General features: G+C 72.8%; 16 protein-coding genes. 14 read left to right on the forward strand and 2 right to left on the reverse strand.

Features of this window, described 5'->3' with window-relative positions:
* The first annotated feature begins 150 nt into the window (after window positions 1-150).
* The 13 genes from ABD346_RS01220 to ABD346_RS01280 all read left to right on the forward strand — a co-directional run bounded on the left by ABD346_RS01220 (window position 151) and on the right by ABD346_RS01280 (window position 14,094).
* Window positions 151-306, forward strand: coding sequence for a hypothetical protein (locus ABD346_RS01220; protein ID WP_344370720.1), 156 nt, complete (start codon window positions 151-153; stop codon window positions 304-306).
* A gap of 322 nt (window positions 307-628) precedes the next feature.
* Window positions 629-2,212 (forward strand): phage tail sheath family protein, encoded by a 1,584-nt coding sequence (locus tag ABD346_RS01225; RefSeq protein ID WP_344370723.1) that lies wholly within the window; start codon window positions 629-631, stop codon window positions 2,210-2,212.
* Window positions 2,213-2,269: 57 nt separating this feature from the next.
* Window positions 2,270-2,713: a phage tail protein gene (locus ABD346_RS01230; protein WP_344370724.1), complete on the forward strand. Its 444-nt coding sequence runs from the start codon at window positions 2,270-2,272 to the stop codon at window positions 2,711-2,713.
* Window positions 2,713-3,147 carry a hypothetical protein gene (locus tag ABD346_RS01235; protein WP_344370726.1) on the forward strand — a complete coding sequence of 145 codons (435 nt, stop codon included), beginning with the start codon at window positions 2,713-2,715 and terminating at the stop codon, window positions 3,145-3,147. The genes ABD346_RS01230 and ABD346_RS01235 overlap by 1 nt, the downstream gene beginning before the upstream one ends.
* Complete coding sequence (locus tag ABD346_RS01240; RefSeq protein WP_162952566.1) at window positions 3,144-3,302, forward strand: DUF6760 family protein; 159 nt, start codon at window positions 3,144-3,146, stop codon at window positions 3,300-3,302. Before ABD346_RS01235 ends, ABD346_RS01240 begins: the two co-directional genes overlap by 4 nt.
* 3,018 nt (window positions 3,303-6,320) lie before the next feature.
* Entirely contained in the window at window positions 6,321-6,659 is a 339-nt protein-coding gene (locus ABD346_RS01245) for a hypothetical protein (protein ID WP_344370727.1), read from the forward strand.
* 75 nt (window positions 6,660-6,734) lie between these two features.
* On the forward strand, window positions 6,735-7,172 hold the full coding sequence (locus ABD346_RS01250; RefSeq protein ID WP_053724988.1) for a phage tail protein: 438 nt from the start codon (window positions 6,735-6,737) through the stop codon (window positions 7,170-7,172).
* Window positions 7,173-7,175: 3 nt separating this feature from the next.
* Complete coding sequence (locus ABD346_RS01255) at window positions 7,176-7,898, forward strand: CIS tube protein (protein WP_344370730.1); 723 nt, start codon at window positions 7,176-7,178, stop codon at window positions 7,896-7,898.
* Window positions 7,895-9,823 carry a VgrG-related protein gene (locus ABD346_RS01260; protein ID WP_344370731.1) on the forward strand — a complete coding sequence of 643 codons (1,929 nt, stop codon included), beginning with the start codon at window positions 7,895-7,897 and terminating at the stop codon, window positions 9,821-9,823. The genes ABD346_RS01255 and ABD346_RS01260 overlap by 4 nt, the downstream gene beginning before the upstream one ends.
* A 10-nt stretch (window positions 9,824-9,833) precedes the next feature.
* Window positions 9,834-10,274 carry a GPW/gp25 family protein gene (locus ABD346_RS01265; RefSeq protein ID WP_053724991.1) on the forward strand — a complete coding sequence of 147 codons (441 nt, stop codon included), beginning with the start codon at window positions 9,834-9,836 and terminating at the stop codon, window positions 10,272-10,274.
* Window positions 10,274-12,220, forward strand: a complete 1,947-nt coding sequence (locus tag ABD346_RS01270; RefSeq protein WP_344370735.1) for a putative baseplate assembly protein — start codon at window positions 10,274-10,276, stop codon at window positions 12,218-12,220. The genes ABD346_RS01265 and ABD346_RS01270 overlap by 1 nt, the downstream gene beginning before the upstream one ends.
* Window positions 12,217-12,783 (forward strand): phage tail protein, encoded by a 567-nt coding sequence (locus tag ABD346_RS01275; RefSeq protein WP_344370737.1) that lies wholly within the window; start codon window positions 12,217-12,219, stop codon window positions 12,781-12,783. Before ABD346_RS01270 ends, ABD346_RS01275 begins: the two co-directional genes overlap by 4 nt.
* 6 nt (window positions 12,784-12,789) lie before the next feature.
* A complete protein-coding gene (locus tag ABD346_RS01280) occupies window positions 12,790-14,094 on the forward strand; it encodes an NADase-type glycan-binding domain-containing protein (RefSeq protein ID WP_344370739.1) in 1,305 nt (434 codons plus the stop codon).
* A 286-nt stretch (window positions 14,095-14,380) separates the two neighbouring features.
* On the opposite strand, the gene aspS is transcribed toward ABD346_RS01280, so the two are convergent.
* The gene (aspS, locus tag ABD346_RS01285; protein WP_344371202.1) at window positions 14,381-16,147 is read right to left on the reverse strand and encodes an aspartate--tRNA ligase; all 1,767 of its coding nucleotides are present in this window, start codon (window positions 16,145-16,147) and stop codon (window positions 14,381-14,383) included.
* A gap of 178 nt (window positions 16,148-16,325) precedes the next feature.
* Here aspS and ABD346_RS01290 point away from each other — a divergent pair, with 178 nt between their 5' ends.
* Window positions 16,326-18,473: a SpoIIE family protein phosphatase gene (locus tag ABD346_RS01290; protein WP_344370740.1), complete on the forward strand. Its 2,148-nt coding sequence runs from the start codon at window positions 16,326-16,328 to the stop codon at window positions 18,471-18,473.
* On the opposite strand, the gene ABD346_RS01295 is transcribed toward ABD346_RS01290, so the two are convergent.
* A complete protein-coding gene (locus ABD346_RS01295; RefSeq protein ID WP_344370742.1) occupies window positions 18,434-19,501 on the reverse strand; it encodes an AI-2E family transporter in 1,068 nt (355 codons plus the stop codon). The two genes, ABD346_RS01290 and ABD346_RS01295, sit on opposite strands and share 40 nt — an antisense overlap.

Genomic DNA, 19,501 nt, shown 5'->3' on the forward strand with positions numbered 1-19,501 from the left:
GCTTCCGTACAAAGGAGTTGGAGAGCCGCGCCCACTGTTCAGGCTAGCCGTCGGGGGAGCACGCTGCTGGAAGTACGGACAGCTACTGCACGATCACGGACTGGGGCGGCGTGGACGGGAGTCGGCATACGTGCCTAGGGGGTGCGCGCCATGGGTGACAGCAGTGCGGAACAGCAGGCGGCCGAGGACGCCCGGCGGAGGGAGGAGCTGCTGGAGAAGGTGCGCGAGGCGAACCGGCTGAGCACCGGCCGGCCCTGCCCGCCGCCGGGGCCGGTCCCGCCGGCCGAGGACGAGGGCGAGGCCTGACCCCTCCCTTCCGGACCTTCCGCGTTCGGGCCCCGTGCCCGGGTACGACGGCTGCCGTACCCGATCCGGCCGGGAGAACCCGCGCCGATGACCGGAAGGGCAGCTTGTGCTGCCCTCGTCCACGCACCTTCTCCCCTCCCCGCGCGGGCCGGGCCGCGCGAGGCTTGAGGGGTAATTGGCCGGTAGCAGCGTTTCGGGGGGCGGGACAACCGCATGCAGCTCGGATTCTGAGTGAGCCGTCCGACCCGGCACCCCCTTGGCCCCGCGGTCTCCGGGCGCTGGCCCATATCTCCGTACACCCAGTAACAAGGAGCAGCTTCCCGTGCCCAACTACCTGTCCCCCGGCGTCTATGTCGAGGAAGTCGCCAGCGGATCCCGGCCCATCGAAGGGGTCGGCACCTCGGTGGCCGCCTTCGTCGGGCTCGCGCCCGTGGGGCCGCTCAACGAGCCGACGCTGGTGACCAACTGGTCCCAGTACGTCGCCGAGTTCGGCGAGTTCACGGACGGGTACTACCTGGCGCACTCCGTCTACGGCTTCTTCAACAACGGCGGTACGGCCGCCTACGTCGTGCGTGTCGGCGGCACCGAGAACGGCGCCGGGCAGGGTGCCCCGCAGGCCGCGGCCGCCGCCGCGCCGCAGGCGATCACCGCCGGTGAGGCCGTGGCGCTCGGCACGTTCAAGGTCTCCGCGATCACGGCGGGCTCCACCGGCGGCGCGCTGACCGTCGAGGTGCAGGACGCCGAGGGCGAGGCCAATGGCGACCGCTTCAAGCTGGTCGTGAAGGACGGCGACACCGTCGTCGAGAACTTCGACGTCAGCGCGAAGAAGTCGGCGCGCAACTTCGTCGTGACGCAGGTCAAGCAGCGCTCCAAGACGATCACCGTCGAGGAGGCCGTGGCCGGTGGCCAGCTGGCCAAGCCGGACGCGCAGGCCGTCACCCTGGCCCCGCCGGCCGCCGCCCCCGCCCCGGCCCCGACCGGTGGCACCCTCGCCCGGATCGAGTCCGGCCAGTTCATCGGCGACTCCGCCGACCGCACCGGCTTCGGCGGCCTGGAGGCCCTCGACGAGATCAACATGGTCGCGGTGCCCGACCTGATGGCCGCCTACCAGCAGGGCCTGATCGACCTGGAGCAGGTCAAGGCCGTCCAGCTCGGCCTCGTCGCGCACTGCGAGCTGATGGGCGACCGCATGGCCGTCCTCGACCCGCCGCCCGGGCTCAACGCCCGCGACATCCGCAAGTGGCGGATGGAGGGCGCCGGTTACGACTCCCGGTACGCCGCCCTGTACTACCCGTGGATCAAGTCCTTCGACCCGTCCACCGGCCAGACCAAGATCGTGCCGCCGTCCGGGCACATGGCCGGCATCTGGGCCCGCAACGACGCCGAGCGCGGCGTCCACAAGGCCCCCGCGAACGAGATCGTGCGCGGCGCCGTCGACCTGGAACTCCAGATCACCCGCGGCGAGCAGGACCTCCTCAACCCGATCGGCGTGAACTGCATCCGCGCCTTCCCGGGCCGCGGCATCCGCGTCTGGGGCGCCCGCACTCTTGCTTCCGACCCGGCCTGGCGCTACCTGAACGTGCGCCGCTACTTCAACTACCTGGAAGAGTCGATCCTGATCGGCACCCAGTGGGTCGTGTTCGAGCCGAACGACCACGCGCTGTGGGCCCGGATCCGCCGCAACATCTCCGCCTTCCTGGTCAACGAGTGGCGCAACGGCGCCCTGTTCGGCCAGCGCCCCGAGGACGCCTTCTACGTGAAGTGCGACGAGGAGACCAACCCGCCGGAGTCGGTCGACCTCGGCCGCGTGGTCTGCGAGATCGGCATCGCGCCCGTCAAGCCCGCCGAGTTCGTCGTGTTCCGGCTCGCCCAGTTCTCGGGCGGCGGCGGCGAGCTGGAGGAGTAAGCCCGCCTCACCTCGCTCGTTCTTTTGCCGAATTCGCCCGAACAGGAGTAACCCAGCATGTCGCTTCAGCCCGGTGATGCGCTCACCACACACAATTTCGGCCTGCAGATCGACGGCATCATGGTCGAGTACCTGCAGGAGGTCAGCAGCCTCTCGATGGAGCAGGACGTCATCGAGTACCAGCAGGTCTCGGCCGACGGCAAGCCGATCATCAAGAAGCTGCCCGGCGTCAAGAAGGCCGGCGAGTGCACGGTGACGCGCGGCGCCACGCAGTCCGCCACGTTCTCCGAGTGGATCAAGCAGTCCATCGACGGGAACATGGGCTCGGCCCGCAAGAACGCCTCGATCATCATGATGGACTACATGGACAACCCGGTGAAGCGCTACCACCTGCGCAACGCCTGGTGCAACAAGGTCGAGATCAGCTCGGTCAAGGCCGGCGACGCCGCCGCCATGACGGAGCAGGTCTCCATCACCTTCGAAGAGCTGGTCATCGAGTAATGCGCCGCGAAGGTCCTGGAGTTGCGGCAGCCGAGGCTCCGTTGAGTACGGGCGCGCGGGAGACCCTGCGCACCGAGTTCGAGTTCGAGCTGCCGCGCGGGTACGTGGACGAGTCGGGCACCGTGCACCGGCGCGGCGCGATGCGGCTCGCCACGGCCCGCGACGAGCTGGTCCCGCTGCGGGACGTACGGGTCCGCGAGAACCCGGCGTACCTGTCGGTGGTCCTGCTCGGCCGGGTCATCACCCGGCTCGGCACGCTCGGTGACGTCCACGACGGCACGGTGGAGAACATGTTCGCCTCCGACCTGGCCTTCCTCCAGGACTTCTACCGGCAGATCAACGCCGAGGGGCACACCCGGGCGGCCGTGGCCTGCCCGCACTGCGAGCAGTCCTTCGAGGTCGAGCTGGCCGGGAGCCGCCTGGGGGAATCGTGACGTACGCGGCCGACCGGATCGAGGAGGAGACCGCGTACCTCGCCTACCACTTCCACTGGGACATGGACTCCATCCTCGACCTGGAGCATGCGGACCGGCGGGCGTACGTACGGCGGGTGGCGGCACTGGTGGAACAAGGCGAAGGGGAGCGGTGACGGGGGATGGGCCTGTTCAAGCGCCGGCGTAACCGGCCGGCGGAAGGCGAAGGGGTTGCGGCCCCCGCCTCCGCGACCCCCGAGCCCTCGCCTGCCCCAGCCCCCGCCCAGGGCGACGGGGGCTGGGCCGCCGCGCCCCCGATGCAGCGCGCCCTGGCCGCCCCCCGCCTCACGGCGGAACGCGCCTTCGGCTCCACCCTGGCCGCCCACCAGGACCTCTCGGTGGTCCGCCCCCTGACCCACGCGGTCTCCCCCACGGCCCCCCACGGAGTCCTCCACAACGCCCTGACCCCGGTAACGGGTTCCCCGTCCTCCCTCCCGCTCCCGCTGCTGCGGTTGCCGGTGGCGGGGAGGGGGCCGGAGGCGGCGGGAGCGGAGGAATCGGGTCCTGAGGCAGCGCCGACGGCGACGCGGGGAGCGGTGCAGCGGGCTGCTTCCGCGTCCACCCCGGTGCAGCGGGCGGGTTCGGCGACGCCGATGCAACGGCCGGCCCCCGCATCGGGTCCGGCTCCGGTACCGCGGGCGGCTTCTGCGTCGGCTCCGGTACAGCGGGCAGCCTCCGCGTCGACGCCGGCTGCGGCTCCGGCTCCGGCCCCTGTTCCGGCCCCTGTTCAGCCGTCGGCTTCCGCATCCGGTCCGGCTGCGGGTCCGGTACAGCGGCCAGCTTCCGCATCGACGCCTGCTTCGGCACCGGTGCAGCGTTCGGCTTCCGCGTCCGGTTCGGTTGCGGGTCCGGTGCAGCGTTCGGCTTCCGCGTCCACCCCGGCTGCGATTCCGACTCCCGTTCAGCAGTCGCCTTCCGCGTCGGCCCCTGCTGCGCGTCCGGCTCCAGTTCAGAGGTCGGCTTCTGCGTCGAACCCGGCTCAGCCGTCGGCTTCCGCATCCGGTCCGGCTGCGGGTCCGGTGCAACGGTCGGCTTCCGCATCCGGTCCGGCTGCGATTCCGACTCCCGTTCAGCAGTCGCCTTCCGCATCCGCCCCCGCCGAGGGTCCGGTGCAGCGGTCGGCCTCCGCATCAGCCCCCAGCCCGGCGCCGACTCCGGCTCCAGCTCCGGTTCAGCGGGCTGCCTCCGCGTCGGCTCCAACTCCGGTGCAGCCGTCGGCTTCTGCGTCGACCCCGGGTCCGGTGCGGCGGGCGGTTGCTCCGGCGAGCGGGCCGGGTACGGCTCCCGGAGTGGCTGGTCCGGCTCCGGCTGGGTCAACTCCCCCTACAAAGCAGGTAGTTAAGCCTGCGACGACCGTCAAGCCCGCGGACGGCTCGGCGAACAACCCGGGGTCCGCTGCTTCGGCTCCCGCCGTACAGCGGGCGGTCAAGCCTGCGGTCGGCTCTGCGAACAACCCGTCCGAGCCCAGTGCCGCTCCCGCCGTGCAGCGCGCAGCCACGCCTCCGCGTACCCCGTCGAGCAGTCCCGCCGCGCCGCCGCGCCAGACGCCCCCGTTGTCGGCAGACGTTCCGCAGAGCGACAGGGGTCTCCCCCGGTCGAGCGAAGCCGAGACCTCGGGGAAGGGTGGGCGCAACGCAACCCGCTCGCCGGAACCGTCCCCCTCGCCTGCACCCGGGGCGCCCCCTGCCGTGCAACGGGCCACCACACCCGCACACCCCGAGCCGAAGAACCCCGTCCCGGCACCGGCACCCCCCGTACAGCGCGCAGCCACGGCCGAGCCCAGCGCGCCCTCCTCCATGCCCGTGCGCAGCACGACAAGCACCCCGGGTACGCCCGCACCGGCCCAGCGCCCCGCAGCCGGCCACCCCGCCACGCCGTCGGCGCCCGCCCCGGCCGGCCAGGCCACCCCCGACACAACCACCCCCGTACAGCGGGCAGTTGTACCGGCGGCCCCGCCCAAGTCCGACGCACCCCCCGCCATGCCCGTACGCGGCGAAACCCCCAAGCCCGGCCGGGCAACGGCAGCCCCGCCCAGCCCGCCGACGGCGGACAGTCCGCGTCCGGCCACCCCCATCGGCCCCCCGATCCGGCGCGCCGCCAACGGCCCCGCCCCGGCCGCCCCCGCCGTACAGCGGGCCGTCACCCCACCGGTCGCCCCGTCGGGCAGCCCCGCTCAGGGCGCGCCCGGTGAGGCTCGGCGTGCCGTCGAGCCCGGACCCCGCCCGACGGGACCCCGCTCGGCGGAAACCCCCCGTGCCGCATCCGGGGCAACTCCCGCGGCACCGCGCGTCGTCAGGGCCACGCCGAGCCGCCCCGGCCCGGACGCGGCTCCTCTGCCGGTTCAGCGCGCGGCCTCCGCGCCGACCCGGCGTTCCCTGACCTCCGCCCCGCGCCCGGTACGCCCCTCCCACCACCTCGACCCGGTAGGTGTGGTGCGCCCGGCCCCCAAGGCGCCCGCGCCCGCCCCTGCCGTCACCCCCGACGGCCCCTCCGACGTCCCCGCATCGGTTTCCCCCGCCGATGCGGGGACCCCCACCCCGCCCCCGGCGGCACCCCCCGTCCAACGCAAGCCGATGGTCCGCCGCGTAACCCGTACGCAGACCCCGGCCCCGGAAGCGCCTCGCCGCCGCCCCTTGATCGGCGCCCCCATAACCCCGAGCCCCGCGACAGCCACGCCCCCGGGCACGACCCCGGGCGCAACCGCCTCGCAGGCCACCCCCGCTGTGGGCAGTCGTTCCGCAGAGCGACAGGGGCCTCCCCTGGTCGAGCGCAGCCGAGCCCTTGGGGAAGCGGCGGCGCAGCGAACCCCGCTCGCCGGGACCCCGGACACGGCGCCCACCCCCGCGCCCCCCGTCGTCCAGCGCGCCACCACCCCCGCAGCCCCGCCCGCCCCTCTCCCCAAGGTTCGCCTCCCCAGGCCAACTCCCTTGCAGCGCACGGGAGTTGCGGGACCCCCGCTCGCCTCGTCCCGCCCTCTGACAACCCGGCACCAAGCAGCCCCGGCCGGTCCGGCCAGTACGGCGACCGGCGCGCCCGCCGCCGCCCCCGCACCCACCCCCCTGACGCAGGCACCCCCCACCTCCGACACCCGCCAGGTCGTCGTCCCCCTGCACCGCCCCGCGGCCCCCCGCGGCATGACGCAGCCCTCCATCCAGCGGGCCGCGGAGCCGACCCCGCAGCCCGTCATCCCCGTACGCCGGAACAACCCGGCACCGGCACCGCCGGCCGCCCCGGCACCCGCGCCGCCGCAACCCGTACAGCGGCGGCCCGAGCCCCCCGTGCAACGGAGAGCCACCCCGCAGGCCCCGCCCGCCACCGCCCCGGCCGCCGACCCCCAGTCGGCGACCGGGCCCGCCGAACAGGCCCCCGACATCGACGCCCTGGCCCGACGCCTGGTCGCCCCGCTCTCGCGCCTGCTCCGCGCCGAACTCCGCGGGGACCGCGAACGCATCGGCCGCCTGCGCGACCGCTGACCCGCCACCCCGCACCCGTAAACAGCCCCCCGACAACTCCAACCGCCCAGAACTCCTACCGACGGAAGACCCCCCATGCCCTCCACCCTTGACCCCGGCTCCACCGTCTTCTTCAAGCTGACCATCGACGGCCAGAACCTCGGCCTGTTCAACGGCTGTGACGGTCTCGCGTCCGAGGTCGAGGTGGAGCAGCGCCAGGAGGGCGGCAACAACGGGTTCGTGTGGCAGCTGCCCACCCGGGTCACGTTCTCCACGATCCGGCTGACCCGCCCGCTGACCGCCGACACGTCCAAGGTCGCGTCCTGGATCTCCTCGCTCGCCTCCGGCATCACCCGGCCCACCGCGCAGATCGCGGCGCTGCGCGCCGACGGCTCGATCGTCGCGCAGTGGGGCCTCATCGAGGTGCTGCCGGTGCGCTGGACGGGCCCGAGCCTCGACCCGGCGAGCCCGAGCGTGGCCACCGAGACGCTGGAGATCGCCCACCACGGCTTCACCGACGCAGGGGGTGCGTGAGCAATGGCCGCTCCGACCGGAGGAAAGGCCGCGGGTCTGTCCCGCGCCACCCTCGCCATCCACCAGCCGCCCACCGACCTCGGTGGCGCGGTGGGCGGGCTCATGGGCGAGGTCAAGTTCCAGTTCAACCCGTCGCAGGTGCAGTTGGGCCGCTCGGCCAGCTGGGTCGTCATGCCGGCGATCGCCTACACCCGGGGCGCGCCCGCCAAGTTCACCGGCGCGCAGCCCGCGGCCCTCCAGCTGGAGGTGTTCCTCGACGCGTCGGGCACGCCCAGCTCCACCACCGTGCAGAAGCAGGTCGAGCTGCTGCTCTCGTGCTGCGAGGTCACCCCGCAGAGCGTGGCCTCCAAGGCACCCTCGCCGCCGTTCGTGAAGTTCAGCTGGGGCTCGTTCTCGACCGTCGAGCTCACCGCGTACGTCACCAACGTGAACGCCAACTACACCCTGTTCAGCCCCAACGGCGTGCCACTGCGGGCGACTTGCACGCTCTCGCTGACCGAGGTCGCGACCAACACCAAGGGGCAGAACCCGACCTCGGGAGCCCTGTCCGCGCGCCGTGTGCACCGCACGGTCGCCGGGGACACCCTGGCCTCGCTCGCCTGGCGCGAGTACGGCGACGCCACCCGCTGGCGGGTCATCGCCGAGGCCAACGAGATCGACGACCCGATGCGGCTGCGCCCCGGCACCGAGCTGCTCCTGCCCGCTTCCTCGGAGGGTGCCGCGTGAGCGAGAAGACCTTCACCACCGTCCTGCACGTCCAGATCAACGGGACGGTCCTGCCCGACCCGCTGGCCGTGCGCCTCATCGAGGGCTGGGTGGACGCGTCCGTCAACGTCCCCTCCGCCTTCCAGCTGACCTTCAGCGACAAGGACGGCGTCGTCACCACCAAGTACCCGATGCTGAAGATCGGCGCGAAGGTGGTGCTCAGCCCGTTCACCGACAGCCGGCGCGGCGACCCGATGCTGACCGGCGAGATCACCGCCCTGGAGGTCGACGCCGAGCCCGGCACCGGCCGCCAGCTCGTCGTGCGCGGCTACGACCCCGGCCACCGGCTGCTGCGCAACCGCCGCGTCGAGGGCTACCCGAGCATGACCGCGTCCGACATCGTGCGCCGCGTCGCCGGCCTCAACGGCCTCGCGCTCGGCAAGATCGACTCGACGCCGACGGTGTACGACCTGGCGACCCAGCCCAACATCACCGACTGGGACTTCCTGTCCCGCCTGGCCGCCGAGAACGACGTCCGGCTGTCCTTCGACAACATGGGCAAGCTCAACTTCGCCGGGCTGAAGCCCGCCTCGGGCGCGCCGTCCGACACGACCCCGGCGGCGCAGAGCCCGTATGTCCTCGACTTCGGCACGAACACCCTGCACAGCCGGATCGCGATGACGTCGGCCGGGCAGGTCAAGAAGGTCAATGTGCGCGGCTGGGACATGCGCACCAAGCGGCAGCTCGCCGCGCCCGCACCGGCCGTCACCAGCAAGGACATCGTCGCCGACATCACGCCGGCCGCGGTGACCACCCCGTTCGGCGCGGCCGAGCTGACCGCCACGCAGATCCCGTACACCACGCTGTCCGAGGTCACAGGCGCCGCGAAGGCGCTGGCCGACGACGTCACCGGCGCGTTCGCCGAGCTGGAGGTCGCCGTCACCGGCAACCCCGACCTGAGGCCCGGCACCCCCATCGCCGTGAAGGGCGCGGGCTTCCCCTTCGAGGGCAAGTACACGGCCACCGGCGTCCGTCATGTCTTCGCGTCCGGCGAGCAGTACACGACCTGGCTCAACGTCTCGGGCCGCCAGTTCCGTTCGCTGTACGGGCTCGCCGCGGGCGGCACCGACCAGGCGCCGCCGATGCCGGGCGTCGCGATCGCCCTGGTCACCAACACCAAGGACCCGCTGCGGCTCGGCCGGGTCCGGCTGCGCTTCCCGTGGCTGTCCGAGACGTACGAGAGCGACTGGTGCCGGGTCGCCCAGTTCGGCGGCAAGGGCGGCGGCGGGCTGCTCCTGCCCGACGTCAACGACGAGGTGCTCTGCGCCTTCGACCGGGGCTCCCTGGAGCACCCGTACGTCATCGCCGGGCTCTACAACGGCATCGACAAGCACACCCGCGAGCCCGACAACATCCCCGTCGTCGACCCGACCAGCGGGCAGATCAACTGGCGCTCCCTGACGGCCCGCAGCGGCCACACCGTCGAGCTGCTCGAAGAGGGCGGGGCGGCCCGCCTGTCCAGCGGCATCCGCCTTCGCACGGGCAAGGGGCGGCTGCACATCCAGCTGAACGAGGCCCGCACCTCCCTCACCATCAACAGCGACGGCACCGTCGAGATCAAGGGCACCCGGGGTGTCGACATCGAGGCGGGCGGCAACCTGTCCCTGAAGGCCGGCGGCCTGCTGAGCATGAAGGCGGGCGCCGGCATCGAGATCGACGCCGGCATGGCCGTCAACGTCAAGGCGGGGCTCGCCTTCGACGTGAAGGCCGGCGGCGAGGCGTCCGTCGTCGCGGGAGGCGCGGTGTCGCTGAACGCGGCCGGCGAGGCGGCCATCACCGCGATCGCCAACGCCAGCATCACCGCGGCGACCGTCGCCATCAGCGGAGCGGCCGCCATCGAGCTGACGTCTCCGGCCCCGCTGTCCAACGGCATGCCGATCATCTAGGAGAGTTGAGATGAGCGAACACTTCGTCGGGGCCGGCTGGGCGTTCCCGATGCGCACCGACCCGGGCGGCGGCATCGCCCTGGCCCGGCGCGACCGCGAGATCGAGGAGTCCATGCGCCTGGTGCTCGCCACCGCGCCGGGCGAACGCCCCATGCGCCCCGAGTTCGGCTGCGCGGTGCACGACCTGGTGTTCGCGCCCGTCAACGACGCCACCGCCGGGCGCATCCGCTACGAGGTGCGCACCTCGCTCGACCGCTGGGAGCCCAGGATCGAGGTCGAGGAGGTCACGGTGACCCCGGCGCCCGACGAGCCGACCGTGCTGCACATCGACGTGCGGTACTCGGTGCGCGGCACCAACAACCCGCGCAGCCTCGTCTTCCCCTTCTATGTGATTCCCTCCGAGGGCGGCGACCAGCCAGGCCCGACGGCCGGCGAAAGCGAACGACACTGATGGCCCTGCCCGCACCCCATCTCGACGACCGCCGCTTCCAGCAGTTCGTCGACGACGCCAAGCGCTACATCCAGCAGCGCTGCCCCGAGTGGAGCGACCACAACGTCTCCGACCCGGGTGTCACCCTCATCGAGGCCGTCGCGCACATGGCCGACCAGCTGGTGTACCGGCTCAACCGGGTTCCCGAGAAGAACCAGCTCGCCTTCCTCGACCTGCTCGGCGTGACGCTGTTCCCGCCGTCGGCGGCCCGCGCGTCGGTGACGTTCTGGCTGTCCGCGCCGCAGACCGAGCCGGTCCTGCTGCCCCGGGGCACCGAGGTCGCCACCGGCCGCACCGAGACCGAGGAGGCGGTGGTCTTCGCGACCGAGGACGATCTGACGATCGTGCCCTGCAGCCTCAGTCACGTACTGCGCCAGCCCACCGGCTCCGCCCCCGAGGACTGCTCACAGGACGTGCTCGGCGGCACCGATGTCTCGGTGTTCAGCCCGAGCCCGCTCCCCGGCGACGTGCTGCTCTTCGGCCTGTCGGCGGCCCTGCCCAACTGCACGGCCGCCGTGCGCATGGAGAGCCGCGTCGACGGTGTCGGCGTCGACCCGCGCCAGCCTCCCCTGGTGTGGGAGGCGTGGACGGCCGACGGCTGGACCGAGTGCGAGGTCGCCGAGGACACCACGGGTGGTCTCAACCGCCCCGGCGAGGTCGTCCTGCACATGCCGGCCGCGCACGCGGTGTCCCGGATGGGCCGCCTGGACGCGGGCTGGCTGCGCTGCCGCGTCGTCGAGGCCGCCCCCGGCCAGCCGTTCTACAGCGTCTCGCCGACGGTGCGCAGCGCCTCCGCGTTCACCATCGGCGGCACCACCCGGGTCTCGCACGCCGAGACCGTACGGGACGAGTCCCTCGGCGACTCCGAGGGCGTCCCGGGCCAGCGGCTGATGCTGGCCAACGCGCCGGTCGTCGGCGGCGCACGCCTGGAGATCTCTGCGGGCGAGGGCTGGGAGGAGTGGGAGGCCGTGGACGACTTCGCCTCCTCCGGCCCCTTCGACCGCCACTTCACCCTGGACGCGGCGACGGGCGAGATCGCCTTCGGCCCCTCCGTCCGCCAACCGGACGGCACGGTACGGCAGTTCGGCGCCGTACCGATCAAGGGCGCGGCCATCCGGGCCTCCCGCTACGGCACCGGCGGCGGCCGCTCCGGCAACGTCGCCCGGGGGTCCATCCAGGTCCTGCGCAGCTCGATTCCGTACATCTCCCGCGTGGAGAACCGGGAGGCGGCGCGCGGCGGCGTCGACGGCGAGACCGTCGAGGAGGCCAAGATCCGCGCGCCGATCGCACTGCGTGCCCAGGAGCGCGCGGTGACCGCCCGCGACTACGAGGAGCTGGCCCGCCGGGCCGCCCCCGAGACCGCCCGCATCGCGTGCCTGGCGGCGGACGCGGCCGAGTCGGGCGACAACGCGGTACGCGTCCTGGTGGTCCCGCAGGCCGTCCCGGACCGGGGCGGCCGCCTGCGCTTCGAGCAACTCGTCCCCGGCAACGAGCTGTTGGGCCGTGTGACGAGCTTCCTCGACGAGCGCCGCCCGCTGGGCACCCGCCTGGCGGTGGGCCCGCCGTTCTACCAGGGCGTGACGGTGGTCGCGACGCTGCACTCGTTCCGCGCGGCGAAGGCGGACCACGTACGCGACGACGCGCTGAACGCCCTGTACTCCTACCTGGACCCGCTGACGGGCGGCGCCCACGGCACGGGCTGGCCGTTCGGCCGCCCGCTGCGGGCGGGCGAGATCTTCGCGGCACTGCAGAGGGTCCCCGGGGTGGAACTGGTGGACGAGGTGCTGTTGCACCCCGCGGACCCGCTGACGGGCCGCCGGGGCGACGCCACCGACAGGATCGAACTCTCCCCCTCGGCCCTCCTCTTCCCCTTCGACCACCGCGTCCGCGTCATCGAGGCGCGATGAGCGCGCGGGGGTCGGTGGAGGGGCTCGGCTCGTCGCACCCGCTGGGCGGCGAGCTGCCCGCGGTGTACGCGGACGACGACTTCGCCCAGCGTTTCGTCGAGGGCCTGGACGTGGTCCTGGCCCCGCTGTTCAACGTCCTGGACTGCCTGGAGGCGTACTTCGACCCGGCGCTGGCTCCCGAGGACTTCGTGGACTGGCTGACGGGCTGGGTCGGCACGGAGCTCGACGGCACGGAGCCACTGGAGATCCGGCGCCATGCCGTGGCGACAGCGGTGTCCCTGCACCGGGTCCGGGGCACCGCCCAGGGCCTGGCCCGGGCGGTCCAACTGGCCTTCGGGGTACGCCCCCAGATCACCGAGAGCGGCGGGGCGACGTGGTCGGCCCGCCCGCTGGGCCCGTTCCCGGGCACCCCCAGGCCGTCGCTGCGCGTCACCCTCCACGTCTCCGACCCGTCCTCCGTCGACCCGCACCGCCTGCAGGCGGTGGTGGCGGCGGCCCGCCCCGCCCACCTCCCTTTCACGGCCGAGGTATCCGCGAAAACCCTTACCCACGAAGGGAACTGACCTTTCATGTCCACCCCGGCCATGGTCCCCTGCCCCGACTGCGGCACCCCGGCCCGAGCCACGGGCCAGTCGTTCTGCGACTCCTGCGGAGCGTTCCTCCGCTGGGCGGCCCCGACGACCCCGCCGACGCCGTCGGGGGATGCGACCCCGGATGCGCCGACGCCGACCCCCTCGGGGGATGCGGCCCGTCCCGCGTCGAGCGCTGCCTCGTCCACCCCGGCAGCGAGTGCGACGCCGCGGGAGGAGCCCCCTGCTGCGGGCGCGACCCCGCCGGCCTCCACTCCCGTGCCCCCCTCCGCCGGACCCGCCGCCGCAAACCCCGCCGAACCGGCGGACCCGGAAGCGTCGCACCCCGCCACGCCCGCCCCGGCGCGCGGATCGAACCCCGAGGCAACCACCACCCCCATCCCCGCCGTGGCGGAGGACGCAGAAACCACCACCCCCCTCCCCGAGGCAAGGCCGGCCTCGGCAACGGACGCGGCCAGGGCCCTCCTCGTCCCCGTACAGGAACCGAGCGCGACCCAGCCGCCCGGGGCCCCGGGATCGGTACTGCCCGGCCGCCCGGAGGCAGCCCGCCCCCGCGTAAGGACGGCAACCCCCGCCCCCGCCCCGGAAAACGGCACGCCCTGCCCCGCCTGCGGCACCCCGAACCACCAGCACCGCAACTTCTGCCGAAGCTGCGCGACCCCGCTGACGCCGCGCCGCGAGGACAACGCGACGGGCCCGTACGCGGGCCAGCGCCCCGCGCTGCACAGGGACAGGAAGCGCTGGATAGCAAGGGCGCTGATAGCAACGGCGGTCGTGGCCGTCGTCGTGGGAGGGGTCATCGGCGGCCCCCCGGCGGCAAGGGCGGTCCAAGACCACTTCGCGAAGCGAGTGGCCGTACACCCGACGAAGTGGGCGGCCTCGCACGAGGACCCGAACCACAAGGCGGATCTGGCGGGCGACAGCTACTCCAACACGTGGTGGGGCACGGGCTACGCGGACGACGCGGCGGGCACGTACCTGGAAGCGACGTTCGGCCAGCCGACCGACCTCCTGGCCCTGCTGATCACGCCGGGCACGTCGAAGCGCCAGGGCCAGCAGTCGGAACAGGCCCGCCCCCAGGAATTCGACCTGGTGGTGACCGACTCCAGCGGCAAGCAGCACACGTCGCACCGCACCCTGAACGACGGCGGAGTGCAGCGCGTGGACGTCCGCGTACGCAACGCGGCCTCGGTCCGCATCATCCTGCGCTCGGCCTTCGGCGCGGCGAAGGACAAGCAAGTGGCCATAGCAGAGGTCGAGTTCTTCGCCCGCTCGAAGAACTGACCCCCGCCCCGGACCCCGGGACGACAGCCCCCGGGGTCCGGGGCGGAGCCCCGGGGCGGGGGTGCAAAGGCCAGAGCCCCGAAGCAGGGGCGCAGGGAGCGCAGCCCCGCCGGGTCGCAGCCCCGCCGGGTCCGGGGCACAAGCCCCCGCCGGGGTCCGGGGCGGAGCCCCGGGAACCTCCCTTCCCCTCCCTCTCACCCCCGGAGGGGCTAGGGAAGGGGCGGGTAGGGGAAACAAACCAACCCCCCGAGCCGCAGCCCAGGGGGTTGGAAAGGGACCCGGTCCCTTACTTCTCCGACACCGGCTTGCGCAGCGCGATGTTCAGCTCGCGCAGGCGCGACTCGTCGAGCTCCGTCGGCGCGCCCATCATCAGGTCCTGCGCGTTCCCGTTCAGCGGGAACGCGATCGTCTCCCGGATGTTCGGCTCGTCCGCCAGCAGCATCACCATGCGGTCGACGCCCGGCGCGATGCCGCCGTGCGGCGGCGCGCCGAGGCGGAACGCCTTGAGCATGCCGCCGAACTCGCGCTCCACGGTCTCCCGGTCGTATCCCGCGATCTCGAACGCCTTGAACATGATGTCGGGCTCGTGGTTACGGATCGCGCCCGACGACAGCTCGATGCCGTTGCAGACGATGTCGTACTGCCAGCCCAGGACGTCCAGCGGGTCCTGGGTCTCCAGGGCCTCAAGACCGCCCTGCGGCATCGAGAACGGGTTGTGCGAGAAGTCGATCTTGCCGGTCTCCTCGTCCTTCTCGTACATCGGGAAGTCGACGATCCAGCAGAACCGGAACACGCCCTCCTCGAAGTGTCCGGCGCGCTTGGCGGCCTCGACACGTACGCCCGACATGATCTTGGAGACCTCGTCGAACTCGCCCGCGCCGAAGAACACCGCGTGCCCGGGGACGAGGCCGAGGCGCTCGGTGAGCACCTTGACGTTCTCGTCGGTCAGGAACTTCGCGATCGGGCCGGACAGCGAACCGTCCTCGCCGACCCGCACCCAGGCCAGGCCCTGCGCGCCGAGCGAGACGGCGTACTCGCCGAGCCCGTCGAAGAACTTGCGGGACTGGCCCGCCACGTCCGGCACCGGAAGGGCGCGCACGTGCTTGCCCGCGAACGCCTTGAACTCCGAGCCCTCGAACACGTCGGTGATGTCGGCGAGTTCGAGCTTGGCGCGCAGGTCGGGCTTGTCGTTGCCGTACTTCAGCATCGACTCGCGGAACGGGATCCGCGGGAACGGCGACGTGACGTGGCGGCCGCCACCGAACTCCTCGAAGAGCTCGGTCATGAGCTTCTCGATGGGCTGGAACACGTCCTCCTGCTCGACGAAGCTCATCTCGACGTCGAGCTGGTAGAACTCGCCCGGCGAGCGGTCGGCGCGGGCGTCCTCGTCGCGGAAGCAGGGCGCGATCTGGAAGTACCGGTCGAAGCCGGAGATCATCAGCAGCTGCTTGAACTGCTGCGGGGCCTGCGGCAGCGCGTAGAACTTGCCCGGGTTCAGACGCGACGGCACCACGAAGTCACGCGCGCCCTCGGGCGAGGTCGCCGCCAGGATCGGGGTGGCCATCTCGTTGAAGCCGAGCGCGACCATCTTCGAGCGGATCGAGGCGATCACGGCGCTGCGCAGCATGATGTTGCGGTGCATGCGCTCGCGGCGCAGGTCCAGGAAGCGGTACTCCAGGCGCCGCTCCTCGTTCACGCCGTCCTCGGCGTTGATCGTGAAGGGCAGCGGCGCGGCGGCGCCGAGCACCTCGACCTCGCCGACCTCGATCTCGATCTCGCCGGTCGCCAGCTCGCCGTTCACGTTCTCGGTGCCGCGCGAGACGACCTTGCCGTCGACGCGTACGACGGTCTCCTTGGACAGCTTGTCCAGGGCCTCCGCGCCGGCCGTGCCGGGCCGGGCGACCAACTGCGTGATGCCGTAGTGGTCCCGCAGGTCGATGAAGAGAATGCCGCCCAGGTCTCGGCGATTGTGCAGCCAGCCGCTCAGCCGGACGTCGCTGCCGACGTCGGAGGCGCGGAGCTCGCCGCAGGTGTGGGACCGGTACCGGTGCATCATTCATCCAATTCTTCGCGAACCGTGGCCGCGATCTTCGCGAGATTCTTCGCGAGACAGGCGGGAATCAACCAGTCCAGGTTACCGCCCGGTCCTGGGGACGCGGTCTCGGCGGCGACCGCCCCCGGGTGGCCACGCTCGGTGGCGACCGGTCCCGGGATCTTCTTAAATAGGGGCAATGCGCACAGAGGACGTCCTGGCCGCGATCGCGACTGGCCTGTGGCGCTGGGACAACGCAGCCGGGACGGTCACTCTCGACGCAGAGGCCGCCCGGCTCCTCGGTCTGCCCGCACAGCCGGCCACCCTGAGCGAGGCCGCAGTACGCTCCCGCTTCCACCCCGTCGACTGGAACGAGGTCGACGGCATCGTGAACCTCGCCGTCGCCGAGGGCACCCTCGCCGAGGTCCGGCTGCGGATCATGGACGAGAACGGCCGGGTCCTGCGCACCGTACGCAGCCGCTCCAAGCCCATCGCCAGCGGCGAGAGCTACCTCCTGATCGGCACCATCCAGGAGGTCGCCGAGCCGCAGCCCGGCACCACCGCCGCCCACCCCTCCATCACCGGCGACTGGCGCCGCTCGCGCGAGGCCTTCCTCCTGGACGCCGGCCGCGCGCTCGCCGAGGCCCGCTCCACCTCCGAGGTCCTGCGGGTCGCCGCCTCGCTGTCCATGCCGGGCTTCTCGCCGGACGGCCTCGCCGTGTTCGGGGTGGCCGGCGAGCGCCTCACGATCATCGGGCACCACGGGCACAACCCCGGGGACGACGGCCCGTTCACCGACATGGCGCTCGACATGGACTATCCGGCCGCCGACGTCGTACGCAACGGACGGGCCATCTACCTGCCGACCCCGCAGGAGTACCGGCGCCGCTACCCCGCCGCCTGGCCGCTGGCCCAGCGCTTCGACCGCCAGTCCTGGGCGTTCGTCCCGCTGATCGTCGCGGGGCACACGATCGGCGCCTGGATGGCCGCGTTCAAGCACCCCGTCGCCTTCACCCCCGACGAACGCTCCGTCCTCACCACGGTCGCCCGCATGCTGGCGCAGGCCCTGGCCCGGGCGGGCGAGGCGGAGAGCGAGCGCGAGCTCTCGCTCGGCCTGCAGCGCGCGATGATGCCGACGCTCGGCCCGGACATCCCCGGCATGACGGTCGCCGCCCGCTACGTCCCGACCGGCGGCGGCCTCCAGGTCGGCGGCGACTGGTACGACATGATCCCGCTGCCCGGCTCCCGTACGGGGGCCGGCGGCAGCAGGTTCGCGCTGGTCATCGGCGATGTACAGGGCCACGACGTGCGGGCCGCCGGCCTCATGGGCCAGCTGCGCATCGCGCTCAGGGCGTACGCGAGCGAGGGCCACACCCCCGACGCGGTCCTCTCGCGCGCCTCCCGCTTCCTGTACGGGATCGCCGAGTCGTACGGGGTGCCCGACCCGTACGGCGACGGGCACGAGGACTACGCGCCGCGCTTCGCGACCTGCCTGTACATCGAGGTCGACCCGGCCACCGGCACCCTCGACATCGCCCGGGCCGGCCACCCCGACCCGGTGATCCGCACCGCCGACGGCACCGCCCTGATCCGCGCCACCGCGGGCGGCCTCCCGCTGGGTATCGAGGCCGACTCCGACTACCCGACGACCCGGCTCGTCCTCGACCCCGGCGAGACGATCATGATCTGCACGGACGGCCTGATCGAGACCGGCGGCCACGACATGGCCAGCGGCTGGACGCGGCTGCGCCCGATCCTGGAGAAGCACACCGGCGACAGCCTGGAACAGCTCGCGGACGAGCTCGTCCAGGCCGTGCACGGCCCGTCCTCGCACCACACCACGGGCCCGCTGGTCGACCGCCGCGAGGACGACATCGCACTGCTGCTGCTCCGCCGCAACGTGGGCGGTGTGGGGACCGCCCCGCCCGCCGTGGTCCGCCGCACCGCGCTGACCGTCGCCCAGGCCGAACCCGAGCGCATCGCGGGCGCCCGCCGCCAGCTGCGCGAGCTCCTGCACGACTGGGCGGACGAGGAGCAGGTCGACTCGGCGGTCCTGATGATCTCCGAGATGGTCACCAACGTCCTGGTCCACACCGACGGCGACGCGCTGCTCGTGGCCGAGGCACGGGGCGAACTCGGCACCCGCCGTCTGCGCGTCGAGGTGGCCGACGCCAGCGACGAACTCCCGCACCGCCGCCGCCCCAGCGAAATGGCCTCCAGCGGCCGCGGCCTGATCCTCATGGAGATGCTGGCGGACGCTTGGGGGGTCGACCCCAGGGGCGACGGGAAGTCGATCTGGTTCGAGCTCTACGAGTCGGGAGGTTCGGCCGGGTCGTCCGCGGAGTAGCGCTTCCGCAGCCCCCCCAGCACCGCGAAGGCGGCCGCCGCGACCGGCACCGCGAGCAGCATGCCGATGAGCCCCGCGACACTGGCCCCGGCGGTCAGCGCGATCATGATCATCGCGGGGTGCATCTGGACGGTACGGCTCTGGATCACCGGTTGCAGGATGTGCCCTTCGAGCTGCTGCACGGCGAGGACGATCCCGAGGGTCCACAGCGCGATGCCGAACCCCCGGTCGGCGAGCGCGACGAGCACGGCGACCGCCCCGGAGACGAAGGCGCCGAGGTAGGGGATGTACGCCCCGATGAAGACGAGCGCGCCGAGCCCGATGGCGCCCGGCACGCGCAGAATCAGCAGCCCGACGGTGATGCAGATGGCATCGATGAAGGCGATGAGAGTGGTTCCCCGCATGAACCCTTCGACCGCCTCGAAGGCACGGCGGGCCATGGCCTCGACGGTGTCGCCGGCGCCGCGCGGCGCGAGGGAGTGGGCGAGGCCGACGGCCCGGTCGGAGTCCTTGAGGAAGAAGAAGGTGAGCAGGAGCGCGAGCACGCTGGTGGCGAGCAGCGAGCCGAGCAGGCTGAGCCCTTCGAGCACCCCGCTGGCCGCGCCCGCCCCGAACTTGGAGAGGAGCTTCTTGGCGTTGTCGGCGAGGTTGGTGACGCCGTCCCCGCCGGCCACCCCGAAGTGATCGGCCACCCACTGCCCGGCCTGCTTGAGCGAGGCGACGATCTGGTCCCCGGTGTCGATGAGCGCACTGACGACGACGTACCCGGCCCCGCCGACCACCCCGACGAGCGCGACACAGGTGAGCGCGGCGGCGAGCGACCGCCGCACCCCGATGCGGATCAGCCACCGGTGCACGGGCCCGAGCAGCGCGGTCCCGAGCAGGGCGAGCAGCACGGGGGTGACGGCGGTCTTGAACACGACGCACAGCCAGGCGCCGACGCCCACGACCCCCGCGACGAGCAGTACGAGCACACACCACGCGCCGATCCGCCGGGCGGGTTCGGGGAGCAGGGGGCGTGGGTCCAC

The organism is Streptomyces mauvecolor (assembly GCF_039532965.1).
Classification (GTDB): domain Bacteria; phylum Actinomycetota; class Actinomycetes; order Streptomycetales; family Streptomycetaceae; genus Streptomyces; species Streptomyces violascens.